At 40.3% G+C, this 11,933-nt stretch carries 7 protein-coding genes, 12 tRNA genes and 1 pseudogene; all 20 read left to right on the forward strand.

The window, feature by feature from the left end; all coding sequences use genetic code 11:
- Positions 1-60 precede the first annotated feature (60 nt).
- The 20 genes and pseudogenes from HMPREF9707_RS01355 (at position 61) to HMPREF9707_RS01450 (ending at position 11,752) form a co-directional block, all read left to right on the forward strand.
- Positions 61-132 (forward strand) — tRNA-Glu (locus tag HMPREF9707_RS01355).
- Positions 133-148: 16 nt separating this feature from the next.
- Positions 149-221, forward strand: a tRNA-Val gene (locus tag HMPREF9707_RS01360).
- A 15-nt stretch (positions 222-236) separates the two neighbouring features.
- A tRNA-Asp gene (locus HMPREF9707_RS01365) sits at positions 237-309 on the forward strand.
- A gap of 10 nt (positions 310-319) precedes the next feature.
- Positions 320-395, forward strand: a tRNA-Phe gene (locus HMPREF9707_RS01370).
- 1 nt (position 396) lies between these two features.
- Positions 397-477 (forward strand) — tRNA-Tyr (locus tag HMPREF9707_RS01375).
- A 53-nt stretch (positions 478-530) separates the two neighbouring features.
- Positions 531-601 (forward strand) — tRNA-Trp (locus HMPREF9707_RS01380).
- Between the two features lie 16 nt (positions 602-617).
- Positions 618-690 (forward strand) — tRNA-His (locus HMPREF9707_RS01385).
- A gap of 38 nt (positions 691-728) precedes the next feature.
- Positions 729-800: transfer RNA gene (locus tag HMPREF9707_RS01390), tRNA-Gln, on the forward strand.
- 44 nt (positions 801-844) lie between these two features.
- A tRNA-Cys gene (locus HMPREF9707_RS01395) sits at positions 845-915 on the forward strand.
- 28 nt (positions 916-943) lie between these two features.
- Positions 944-1,017: transfer RNA gene (locus tag HMPREF9707_RS01400), tRNA-Arg, on the forward strand.
- Positions 1,018-1,027: 10 nt separating this feature from the next.
- Positions 1,028-1,113, forward strand: a tRNA-Leu gene (locus HMPREF9707_RS01405).
- A 274-nt stretch (positions 1,114-1,387) separates the two neighbouring features.
- Positions 1,388-3,361, forward strand: coding sequence for a DUF2079 domain-containing protein (locus HMPREF9707_RS01410; RefSeq protein ID WP_006700928.1), 1,974 nt, complete (start codon positions 1,388-1,390; stop codon positions 3,359-3,361).
- 14 nt (positions 3,362-3,375) lie between these two features.
- The gene (locus HMPREF9707_RS01415) at positions 3,376-3,951 is read left to right on the forward strand and encodes a chromate transporter (protein WP_006700929.1); all 576 of its coding nucleotides are present in this window, start codon (positions 3,376-3,378) and stop codon (positions 3,949-3,951) included.
- A 3-nt stretch (positions 3,952-3,954) separates the two neighbouring features.
- Positions 3,955-4,521 (forward strand): chromate transporter, encoded by a 567-nt coding sequence (locus HMPREF9707_RS01420; protein WP_006700930.1) that lies wholly within the window; start codon positions 3,955-3,957, stop codon positions 4,519-4,521.
- A gap of 18 nt (positions 4,522-4,539) precedes the next feature.
- Positions 4,540-4,612: transfer RNA gene (locus tag HMPREF9707_RS01425), tRNA-Arg, on the forward strand.
- Between the two features lie 140 nt (positions 4,613-4,752).
- A pseudogene (gene treP / locus HMPREF9707_RS01430) lies at positions 4,753-6,198 on the forward strand (PTS system trehalose-specific EIIBC component); the annotation flags it as partial.
- A 107-nt stretch (positions 6,199-6,305) separates the two neighbouring features.
- The gene (gene treC, locus HMPREF9707_RS01435) at positions 6,306-7,967 is read left to right on the forward strand and encodes an alpha,alpha-phosphotrehalase (protein ID WP_006700932.1); all 1,662 of its coding nucleotides are present in this window, start codon (positions 6,306-6,308) and stop codon (positions 7,965-7,967) included.
- 129 nt (positions 7,968-8,096) lie between these two features.
- Entirely contained in the window at positions 8,097-8,852 is a 756-nt protein-coding gene (locus tag HMPREF9707_RS01440) for a DeoR/GlpR family DNA-binding transcription regulator (RefSeq protein WP_006700933.1), read from the forward strand.
- Positions 8,852-9,769, forward strand: coding sequence for a 1-phosphofructokinase (gene pfkB / locus HMPREF9707_RS01445; RefSeq protein ID WP_006700934.1), 918 nt, complete (start codon positions 8,852-8,854; stop codon positions 9,767-9,769). Before HMPREF9707_RS01440 ends, pfkB begins: the two co-directional genes overlap by 1 nt.
- 30 nt (positions 9,770-9,799) lie before the next feature.
- Positions 9,800-11,752 (forward strand): PTS fructose transporter subunit IIABC, encoded by a 1,953-nt coding sequence (locus HMPREF9707_RS01450; RefSeq protein ID WP_006700935.1) that lies wholly within the window; start codon positions 9,800-9,802, stop codon positions 11,750-11,752.
- The last annotated feature ends 181 nt before the right edge of the window (positions 11,753-11,933 follow it).

An 11,933-nucleotide genomic window follows, 5' to 3' on the forward strand; every position in this document is an offset into this window, starting at 1 on the left:
CTGGAACTAAACGTAGTGCAGTTAACGATAAGCACTTCCTTATAAAAACATTTTTTTAAAGGTCCGTTGGTCAAGTGGTTAAGACACCGCCCTTTCACGGCGGTAACACGGGTTCGAATCCCGTACGGATCATACTGAACAATTCCTCGGAGAATTAGCTCAGCTGGGAGAGCATCTGCCTTACAAGCAGAGGGTCGGCGGTTCGATCCCGTCATTCTCCATTATAATTGAATATTGGTCCGGTGGTGTAGTGGTTAACATGCTTGCCTGTCACGCAGGAGATCGCGGGTTCGAGTCCCGTCCGGACCGTTAATATTAAGGCTTGGTAGCTCAGTTGGTAGAGCACTTGATTGAAGCTCAAGGTGTCGGCGGTTCGATTCCGTCCCAAGCCACCATGGAGGGGTAGCGAAGTGGCTAAACGCGGCGGACTGTAAATCCGCTCCTTCGGGTTCGGCAGTTCGAATCTGCCCCCCTCCATTAATATTTATTTTGTAGGAGATTCACCACATTGGTTTCAATGACCACCACATAGGGGTATAGTTCAACGGTAGAACAGCGGTCTCCAAAACCGTCGATGTGGGTTCGATTCCTGCTACCCCTGTTAGTTACTTATGATGGCGATCGTGGCGAAGTGGTTAACGCATCGGTTTGTGGCACCGACACTCGTGGGTTCGATTCCCATCGGTCGCCCTATATTTAGTCAATATAGGTTATATATTATTTATTATTGGGGTATAGCCAAGCGGTAAGGCACCGGACTTTGACTCCGTTATTCGTTGGTTCGAATCCAGCTACCCCAGTACTGACCATGTATATTACTATATATGGTCTTTTTTTAAATCGAGGCGGTATAGCCAAGTGGTAAGGCACGGGTCTGCAAAACCTTGACCGCCGGTTCAAATCCGGCTACCGCCTTTTGCTTCTATAGAATGTTGAAGCTAGTGCACCCTTAGCTCAACTGGATAGAGCGTCTGACTTCGGATCAGAAGGTTGTGGGTTCGACCCCTACAGGGTGTGTCTATAATATGCCGGCGTGGCGGAATTGGCAGACGCGCTGGACTCAAAATCCAGTGCCCTTTGCGGGGCGTGTCGGTTCGATCCCGACCGCCGGTATTAGTAAGGCAAGATAACTATGATAAACATTGTTTTAACGTGTTTATGATAGTTTTTTCATATTTTTGATACTTTTTACACAACTTTTAAAACAAGTATGACTATGTTATACTAGCCCTAGCAAATGAGGGGTTATTAGCCGAGTATTTTCTATACCACTCAAATCTGAAAAGACAGGCGCGTGATTTCTGCGTTTTCTATTTTCAGCTCTGAGTGGTTTTTCTTTTTTTATAGATTTTATATTACCCTCGATTTTATATAGTGTAGGTGAATGATGTTGAATTTGGACCGTCTTTTTCCGTCTTTTTTAAAATATTTATTAGAAGGCTACTTATTATATATTTTACTATCATTAATTTTTTCTAGTTCATCTCAGTTGATTACGCAATTAAATGCTCCTCTTTCAATGACTGTACTAGTATTGATTACAGCAATCGGCGCTTTAATTACTTATCATGTTGAACGAGTATGGCCTTCAGGATCATTTTCTTTGTTTAGTTTTCTGATGTTTGTTATTTTTAATGTGTTGATTGTATTTATTTTTGAGCCAGCAATTTTAATCGGCTACCTTATTTTTTTACTTCCATTCTTAATTCACTTTTATTTATCACGTAGCTCAAATTATAAATATGATTATTTATTATATGGTTGTTTAATCGTCGAAACCATCATTAAACTAGTTATCATTGGATGGCACTCAGAACATTCAGTATTTACTTTTAATTTGTCAGAGCAGTTATATTTTTCATTTTCACTTTGGTTGATTATTTTTGTGAGCGTAATGCTAACTTTGTTAATTGCTCAACGAGTTTCATTAAAAGGTTTTAAATACATTATCGTTTTATTATTAACGTTTATTGTATGTTTTGTAAGTGGTATTTTATTATTACGTATTTTTATGGTGTCTTCGTTTAATTATGATATGGGTATTTTTACCCAAATGTTTCATAACATAGTCCGAGGCGCCGGTCCAGTTACGACATTAGAACGTGATGGGTTGCTAAGTCACTTTAAAGTGCATGTCTCACCCACATTATATTTATTAGCACCGATATTTGCGATGTTTCCAAGACCGGAAACCTTAAACTTAATGCAAGTAGTGCTAACGTTGTTGGGGTTAATTCCTTTATATTTAATTTTAAAACAATTTGAATTCAAACAAAACACTCGTTTTTTATTGCTTGCGTTGTATATCGTATTACCCGGAATGTTAACAGGGCATCTCTATGACTTTCATGAAAATGCATTACTTCCGCCTTTAATACTCTCGTTAATTTATTGTGTAATCTCACAAAAAAGATGGGGAGTTTTGCTCTTTACCTTACTTACTTTAGGTGTTAAAGAAGATGCGATGATTTATGTGATAAGCCTGGGGCTCTATTTTATATTGCAAGGTAAATTTGAGTTTTCACGAAGTTTTCGACGGATTTTAATTTATGTTATGATTTTATGGCCGATTATTTATTTTTCAGGATGCATACTTTGGTTGAATCAGTATGGGGACGGTGCGATGACGTCACGCTTCAAAAACTTTATGTTACCGGAACAATCAGGACTTGGAGCGGTCGTAAAAAATGCATTGATGAATCCTTCGTTTACCCTGCATAATTTAATGAAGCCGACGAAAATTATTTTTCTGATAATCGTTGTGATTTCAACGGTAGGAATGATTTTTATACAAATGAATTGGACAACTTATTTATTATTACTACCTTTGCTCGTTATCAACTTATTAAGTGATTATCCGTATCAAATTGATTTAGGTAAACAATATGCATATGGAAGCTTTACGTTAATACTTTGGATGCTTATTTTAGGAGTTGATGTATTATCACAACAATTTCAAAGGAAGCATCATGTTATTCGATGGTTATTAACACTCGCTTTTGGAGCATCTTATGCCTTTACGATGACGAATTACTGGCCTCAATCTTATCGTTTTACTGATTATGCTCAAAATAAACTACATTTTCAGAAGATACGTCAAGAGCTACGTTCATTGGATAAAGAGGCAGTTATTTTAACAAATTCAAATTCAACAGTTGAATTAGCAGACCATCCTTACGTTTATGATTTATTCTATCATCATCAGCAAGAATATGATCCAGCGGTTGATTATATTGTAATTCCTCGTCACTGGTATCAAGGTGAGATGGCGGAATGGGAAGTGGTTGAGTTATATTTAGAACAAGGATTTAAAATGATTAGCCCCATTAATCGGGAGATGCTGATTTTTGGAAGAGAATAGTTAGGAGAGATAAAATGTCGCAAAAGACAAAACAATCCATGTTATGGACGTTATTTACCTCAACTTTTTATATTAGTATGTTCACTTTTGGGGGAGGGTATGTTATCGTTCCATTAATGAAAGAACGTTTTAGTAAAGAGCTAGGTTGGATCGATCAAGATGAAATATTAAGGCTGATTTCAATCGGACAGTCGGCGCCTGGTCCTGTAGCTGTTAATACATCGATTATTTTAGGCTACCGGATGTGTGGATTGTTAGGGGCTTTGGTTGCGACTGCGGGGACCGTTATACCCCCGCTAATGATTATGACGATCGCAACATATATTTATTTGTTTATCCGTGATAATTTCTATGTTGCGAATGTGATGAAAGGGATGCAAGCGGGGATTGCAGCCATTATCTTTAGTGTTGTGTATGATATGGCACAACGTATTATAAAAACCGGTGATAAAGTACATATCACCGTAATGATTATCGCTTTAGTAGCTGCGATTGGTTTTCGTATTAATGTGATCTGGCTATTGGCCTTTTCAGTCGTCGTAGGTATTGTGTATTCTTTATACCAATTAAAGCGTCAGGAGCGTGAATAAAGCATGTTATATTTAAAATTAATTTGGGTCTTCTTTCAAATTGGCTTACTTAGCTTTGGTGGAGGGTATGCAGTTTTACCAATGATTGATCGGTTGATCGTACAAGAATTGGGTTGGATGACGCCACAACAATTTATTGATGTATTAACTATTTCTGAGATGACACCGGGTCCGATTGCGATTAATGCGGCAACTTTTGTCGGTAATCAACTTTTAGGGGTACCTGGAGGGATTGTAGCAACTCTAGGGATTGTTTTACCTTCCATGATCATTGTAATATTACTTGCTTATTTTTTCTTTAAATTTCAAGAAGTCAATCTAGTTCAAGATGTTGTGGCAAGCATGAGCCCCGCTGTAGTAGCCTTAATTGCCTCAGCTGGATTAACAATTATCTTAACCGCCTTTTTTGGCACGACGTCTTTCCCAGTGGTACTAGCGGATTTTAATGTAATTTCATTTATTATCTTTGTAATATCTTTAGGATTACTCCGTAAGTACGAGATAAATCCAATCCGGATTATTATTGGCTCTGGTATCGCGGGTTTCATTATATTTTCATTTATTGTATAATTATAATGAAATATACTTGCGCCAATAGCTCAACAGGAGAGAGCAATCGCCTCCTAAGCGATCGATGAAGGTTCAAGTCCTTCTTGGCGTGTATCATCAAATGCAATTTTTCTGAGAGAGCCGATAGGCTTTCTCTTTTTACATTTACTATGTAAGCGTATTTCTTGAAGCAACCTTTTAATCATGCTATAGTTTTTGTGTAACAAAATATTATAATTAGGAGGTTGTATGATGGCAGATTTTAAACAAGATGCAAAAGAGCTACTTCGTTTGGTCGGTGGTGATGAGAATATCAATGCTGTGACGCACTGTGCGACACGCTTGCGATTCGCCTTAGCTGATAACAACAAGGCAAATGTAGAAGCAATTGAAGCACTCCCATCTGTAAAAGGAACGTTCACTCAAGCAGGACAGTTCCAAGTTATTATTGGGAATGAGGTTTCGAAGTTCTACGAGGAGTTCGCAAAATTCTCGAACGTGACGACAACAAGTACTAAAGAAGACGTCAAAGCAGCTGCTGAGGTAAATCAAGCTTGGTGGCAACGTATTATGACGTTCTTAGCTGAAGTTTTCGCACCGATTATCCCGGCAATTATTGTGGGTGGACTTATTTTAGGTTTTCGTAATATTCTTGAAGGGGTAGAATTCTCAAGGTTAGGTAATCAAACGATTGTGGCTGTATCACCATTTTGGAATGGGGTGAACCACTTCTTATGGTTACCTGGTGAAGCAATTTTCCACTTCTTACCAGTAGGCATTACTTGGTCAGTAACGCGTAAACTCGGAACGACTCAAATTTTAGGGATTGTATTAGGGATAACGCTAGTTTCACCTCAATTATTGAATGCGTATGGTGCAGCAGGTGCCTTAGCTAGCGGTGAGGTTCCACAATGGAATTTTGGTTCATTCAGTATTGATATGATTGGTTATCAAGCTCAAGTATTACCTGCTATGTTTGCAGGAGTTGCTTTAAGTTATTTAGAGCGATTCTGGCGTAAAGTGGTTCCAGAATATTTATCAATGATCTTAGTACCATTCTTATCACTTTTACCAGCCGTTATTTTAGCGCATACGATTTTAGGTCCAATTGGTTGGTGGTTAGGTGATTTAATTTCGAAAGTCGTCTTAGCAGGATTAAGCGGGCCACTTTCTTGGTTATTTGGTGCAATTTTTGGTGGATTCTACTCACCATTAGTGATTACTGGATTACACCATATGACCAATGCGATCGACAGTCAATTGATTGCCGATACAGGGACTACTGGTTTATGGCCGATGATTGCTTTATCAAATATTGCGCAAGGTTCAGCGGTATTAGCGGTATGGTGGATGACACGTCACGATGCGGAGGAAAATCAAATCACTTTACCGTCAGCGATTTCAGCTTACCTAGGTGTTACCGAGCCAGCGATGTTCGGGGTGACTTTAAAATACGTATACCCATTTGTTGCGGCCATGATTGGTAGTGCAACGGCTGGTTTAATTTCTACAACGTTTAATATTCAATCGAATTCGATTGGAGTTGGGGGGTTACCAGGTTTCTTAGTAATCCACATTGATTCAATGGGAATGTTCTTTGTAGCAATGGCTGTTGCGATTGTAGTTCCATTCGTTCTTACTTTAACGTTCAAACGAATTAATTTCTTGACAGATAAAGGAATTGATTTAAATATTCCATTCTTCAATAAATAATTCATGAATTAACGTTTGTCACTGCTAACTTCGTTACGTTCGTTGTAATGATGTTAGCAGTTTTTCAATTGTTTTATTACAAAGGAGTAATTATGTTTAATAAAGAAACAATGACGATCTATCAAATCTATCCTAAATCTTTTAATGACACGACGGGGTCAGGTACTGGAGATATACCCGGTATTACTGAGAAACTCGATTATCTGAAAGAATTAGGCGTGGATATGGTTTGGTTAAGTCCGATATATCCTTCACCACAGTATGATAACGGCTACGATGTAAGTGATTATACGGCTGTGAATCCTCTCTACGGGACAATGGCGGATGTCGATCAATTAATTGAAGCAGCTAAAGAGCGTGACATGGGGATTATGCTCGATATGGTGCTAAATCATTGCTCGACTGAACATGAGTGGTTTCAGAAAGCATTAGCGGGTGATCCATACTATCAAGATTTCTTTTATTTAAAACCGGCGAAAGCGGACGGATCACTACCAACCAATTGGGAGTCTAAATTTGGTGGCCCTGCTTGGGAGAAATTTGGCGATACCGACCTTTACTATTTACACCTTTATGCCAAGCAACAAGCTGATTTGAACTGGCATAATCCGAACGTTCGACGTGAATTATTTAGCGTAGTGAATTTTTGGTTAGAGCGAGGTGTCACAGGTTTTCGTTTTGATGTGTTAAATGTCATTGGGAAGATGGATTTTGTGGATAGTGAGGAACCGGGGTCAAGCCAAGAAAAAGCACTCTACACGGATACGCCGATTGTCCATGAATGGGTGAAGGAGTTAGCTCGTGAGACATTTGGTCGCTATGATAACATTATTACAGTAGGTGAGATGTCTTCAACAACCGTTGAAAATGGCCTTCAATATACTCAGCCAGAACGGGATGAATTATCGATGATCTTTAGTTTCCATCATCTGAAGGTCGATTATGCCCACGGTGATAAATGGTCGAAAGCACCGGTTGATTTTGCTGCATTCAAGCAAATTATGGACCATTGGCAAGTAGGAATGTCTGAAGGTCGAGGTTGGAATGCATTATTCCTAAATAACCATGACCAACCGCGTTCGAACTGCCGCTTTGGTGATGTTGAAAAATATCCGTACGAGACAGCGACGATGTTGGCTCAGACGATTCAATTGATGCGCGGCACACCATACATCTATCAAGGGGAAGAAATTGGGATGACAAACCCTAATTACACGACCATTGATCAATATCGAGATGTGGAGACACTCAATTATTATCACATCTTATTAGAGCGCGGCATCAGTGAAAAGGAAGCGATGGAAATTATTCAGTCGAAATCACGGGATAATTCACGAACGCCATTCCAATGGAATGATCAACCACATGGTGGATTTACCACAGGGACTCCATGGTTAGCGGTGGCGGATAATTACCCATCCGTTAACGCTGAAAAGGAATTGGCAGCGAACGGAATTTATCGCTACTACCAACAATTAGCTGCACTTCGCAAAGAAGTTCCAGTGATTGCTAAAGGCGATTATCAAAGTGTGCTATTGGATCACCCACAAATTATGGGTTACTGGCGTGAATATGAAGGGAAAAAATTATTGGTACTGTCTAACTTCTACGCTGAAACAGTTGCGCTAGACGTACCGACGGAATGGTTAGAATTTGAATGGCAACGATTAATCGGCAACGGAGCCATAGAAACCATTAAAGCTACGGTAGAATTTGGTCCGTACGAGACAGTAGCATTGATAACTAAAAATTAAGCTTAATTAAACCACTAGGGCAGATGCTCTAGTGGTTTTTTGAATGGTTTTCATTTTCTGAACGAAACTGGATGATTATGATTGAAATCGGTCAAAAAATAAGGTATATTGAAGAAAAGGAGCAAAAATATGTTAACAGAAGAACGTCAATCATTCATAATCAATCAACTTAATCGCACTTCTGTCATAGAAGTGAAGGATTTAGTTCAACAACTTAATGTATCAGAATCGACCATCCGACGTGATTTATCTCAACTGGAACAAGCAGGACAATTGATTCGAATTCATGGTGGAGCGAAAAGAATTTATCAATTAGACCAAGATATGCCATTAGCAGAACGCACGACGAGTTATCATGAAGTTAAAGAGCTTATTGCTCAAGAAGCTGCAAGTAGGGTTGAGTCGGGCGATACGATTTTTTTGGATGCGGGGACAACGACTTACGAGATGATTCCGTATTTAGCCGAGGTCGAAGGGGTGAAAGTCATCACGAATGGATTGGCTCAAGCGCAACGACTCGCTGAATATCAGATGGAGTCAATCTTGCTAGGGGGCAGATTAAAAGTAAGAACGCAGGCTATCGTTGGCGCCATTACCATTCGTCAATTAAGCTCGTACCGTTTCAACAAAGCTTTTATAGGAATCAACAGTATCGACTTGACCTACGGTCTTACTACGCCAGATGAAGAAGAAGGAACCATCAAGCGTTTGGCACACCAAGCAGCGAATGAAGCTTATTTTCTAGCGGATCATAGCAAGTTTGATAAAGTTTCATTTTACCAGGTAAGGCAGTTGGAGAATGCTCGGGTGATTACAGATCAATTGACCCCCAATCAGCGGACAGGGTATCAAGCGGTCGCCCATATTAAGGAGGTTACACAATAATGAATTACACGATAACGTTTAATCCAGCGATTGATTTAGTGGTTCAAGCTCAATCTATTGCGCTAGGGGAATTGAATCGCGTTGATCAGACTGCCTATGTGATGGGTGGGAAGGGAATTAATATGTCAAACATACTGAATGAGCTGGGATTAAAAACTCAAGCAACTGGCTTTGTCGGTGGATTTACTGGAGACTATATTAAGCAACAACTGAATCAAGCGAATATTGATCATCATTTTATCAACGTTCAAGAACCTACTCGAATTAATGTAAAAATCAAAGCGGAAGAAGAGACAGAGATTAATGCACCAGGACCAAATATTACGAGCAAAGATTTTGATTCGCTGTATCAATATTTAGACTCTGTCGTGACAGAAGAAGACGCAATCTTTTTAGCAGGAAATGCTGCACCTGGTTTGGATGAGAGTCATTATCAAGCCATCGCGAAGCTGGCGCAAGATAAAGGAGCCAAATTCGTTCTCGATTCGAATAAAGATTTGTTAACGGCGTGTTTAGCTTACAGACCTTTCTTAATTAAGCCAAATCAACATGAATTATCAGAAATATTTGGAATTGAAATCAATACCACAAAAGACATTATTAATTATGCGAATCAGTTGCAATTACGTGGTGCGCAAAATGTACTCGTTTCATTAGGGGGAGCAGGCTCAATTTTATTGACCCCTACAGGAGATATTTATCAAGCCAATGTCCCTCAAGGAACGGTAATTAATTCAGTCGGAGCAGGGGATTCAATGGTTGCTGGCTTTATGGCAAAATACACTGAGTCAGAGGACCCAGCTTTAAGCTTACAACAAGCAGCTGCATGCGGTAGTGCTACTGCCTTTTCAGTAGGTATTGCAAAGCGTGATCATATTGAAGACTTAAAGCAACAAATTAAAGTTGTTAAATTATAAAAACAAAGGGGATAGAAAAGGAGTCAAAAGATGAAACTAGTTGATTTATTTGTGCCGGAGGCGATGGACTTATCGCTTAAGACCACTACTAAGAGCGAGACAATGCGCCATTTAGCTGAGCGTTTTGCTCAAGTCGGAGGAATTCAAGATGTCGATGCCTATGTCGAAAAGTTAGAAGCTCGCGAAGCGCAATCCACGACCGGTGTGGGAGATGAGATTGCCATCCCGCATGCGCAAGATGCATCGGTTAAGCGTCCAGCCATTATTTTTGGACGCAGTGAAGCCGGAATAGAGTGGGAGTCATTTGACCAACAACCTGCCAAGCTGATCTTTATGATTAGTGCGCCTGAAGAGGGCGGAGAGCACTTAGCAGCCCTTGCTCAATTATCGAAAGTATTAATGAACCCGGCTGCAAAAAATGCACTCTTAAAAGCACAAACACCTCAAGACGCACTTGCAGCACTTGATAAATATGATGAGTCTGAAGCATCCCAAGAAGAACAAGTGGTTACAGAAACTGTTGATACTTCATCTACTGAACAACCATACTTACTAGCGGTAACAGCATGTCCAACAGGAATTGCCCATACCTACATGGCCGAAGAAAAGCTGAATCAAGCTGCCGCGAATGCTGGCTACAAAATTAAAGTTGAGACAAACGGTCAGACCGGTGTCGGAAACCGATTAACAGCCCAAGATATTGCACAAGCAACAGCGATTATTGTCGCAGCAGACAAACAAGTGGAGATGGGCCGCTTTGATGGCAAACCCGTTATTATTACGAAAGTTGCGGATGGTATCAATAAGGCGCAAGAATTAGTTGAGCGTGCGGCGAAAGGGAATGCGCCGTTTTATCACGCTTCTTCGGATGAATTGAACGATGAATCACTCTCTGATGAGCATGAGTCGATTGGACGTAGAATTTATAAGCATTTGATGAATGGGGTATCACATATGTTACCTTTCGTGGTAGCAGGTGGAATCTTAACGGCGATTTCCTTCTTCTGGGGAATTAATGCAGCCAATCCAGCGGATCCTTCTTACAGCCCAATTGCACAAGTATTCGCCACATTAGGTAATTTATCATCTGCGATGATGCTACCAATTCTTGCTGGATTTATCGGTCACTCAATGGCAGATCGTCCAGGGTTAGTGATTGGATTAATGGGTGGAATTTTTGCGAACCCAGCATCATTATCTGCCTTCGGAGGCGGAGTTGGCGTCTTTGACGGAACCGTTCCATCCGGATTCTTAGGTGCTTTGATTGCAGGATTCCTTGCCGGCGGGATTGTTTGGGTTCTACGCAAAGCATTTAGCTGGCTACCAAAATCATTAGAGGGAATGAAACCAATCTTCCTATACCCAGTCTTTGGCGTTTTAATAATGGGACTGTTAATGTTCTTTGTAATTAACGCTCCAATGGGTGCAGTAATGGATGGTTTGGTGAACTTCTTATCAAGCATTCCAACGGAATGGAACCTAGTCTTAGGATTTGTCGTGGCAGCAATGATGTCAATCGACATGGGTGGACCGATTAATAAAGCGGCTTATGTTACTGGTACAGCCTTAGTTACCGCAGCAAACGGTGCTGGCTCAAACGTCATGGCAGCTGTTATGATAGGTGGGATGGTACCTCCATTAGCCATCGCACTTTCAGCCACAATCAACCGTCACCTATGGACGAAAGAACAAACCAATACGGCACTCGTTAACTACGTAATGGGCGCAGCCTTTATTACAGAAGGAGCGATTCCTTTTGCCGCATCGAACCCACTCAAAGTAATCCCATCGCTCGCAGTAGGAGCCGGAGTTGCAGGGGCGTTAAGTATGATTTTCAATTGTGTAAGTTATGTACCACACGGTGGAATCTTCGCAGTTTTAGCTGGAGGCGTCACCCAACCACTACTTTACCTCGTTTCATGGTTAATCGGCGGTATCGTTGGTGCAGCTCTATTAATATTCTTCCTGCGAGAAGAGAGATAGTCTAAATTAAAAACACGCTTGATACTGGATCATTGGATTGAGTATCGAGCGTGTCTTTTTATTTGAGTTGAATCTATTTGGATTTGTAAATCCAAATAGGTTTGTCGCTTGAATCATCTTGGATATGTAAATCCAAGTAGGTTTATCGCTTGAATCATCTTGGATATGTAAATCCAAATAG

The sequence above is a fragment of the Falseniella ignava CCUG 37419 genome (assembly GCF_000301055.1).
GTDB lineage: Bacteria > Bacillota > Bacilli > Lactobacillales > Aerococcaceae > Falseniella > Falseniella ignava.

Bases quoted from the DNA above. Each gene is read 5' to 3' on its own strand.
- HMPREF9707_RS01410 (WP_006700928.1), top strand. From the start codon at position 1,388: ATGTTGAATTTGGACCGTCTTTTTCCGTCTTTTTTAAAATATTTATTA.
- HMPREF9707_RS01415 (WP_006700929.1), top strand. From the start codon at position 3,376: ATGTCGCAAAAGACAAAACAATCCATGTTATGGACGTTATTTACCTCA.
- HMPREF9707_RS01420 (WP_006700930.1), top strand. From the start codon at position 3,955: ATGTTATATTTAAAATTAATTTGGGTCTTCTTTCAAATTGGCTTACTT.
- treC (WP_006700932.1), top strand. From the start codon at position 6,306: ATGTTTAATAAAGAAACAATGACGATCTATCAAATCTATCCTAAATCT.
- HMPREF9707_RS01440 (WP_006700933.1), top strand. From the start codon at position 8,097: ATGTTAACAGAAGAACGTCAATCATTCATAATCAATCAACTTAATCGC.
- pfkB (WP_006700934.1), top strand. From the start codon at position 8,852: ATGAATTACACGATAACGTTTAATCCAGCGATTGATTTAGTGGTTCAA.
- HMPREF9707_RS01450 (WP_006700935.1), top strand. From the start codon at position 9,800: ATGAAACTAGTTGATTTATTTGTGCCGGAGGCGATGGACTTATCGCTT.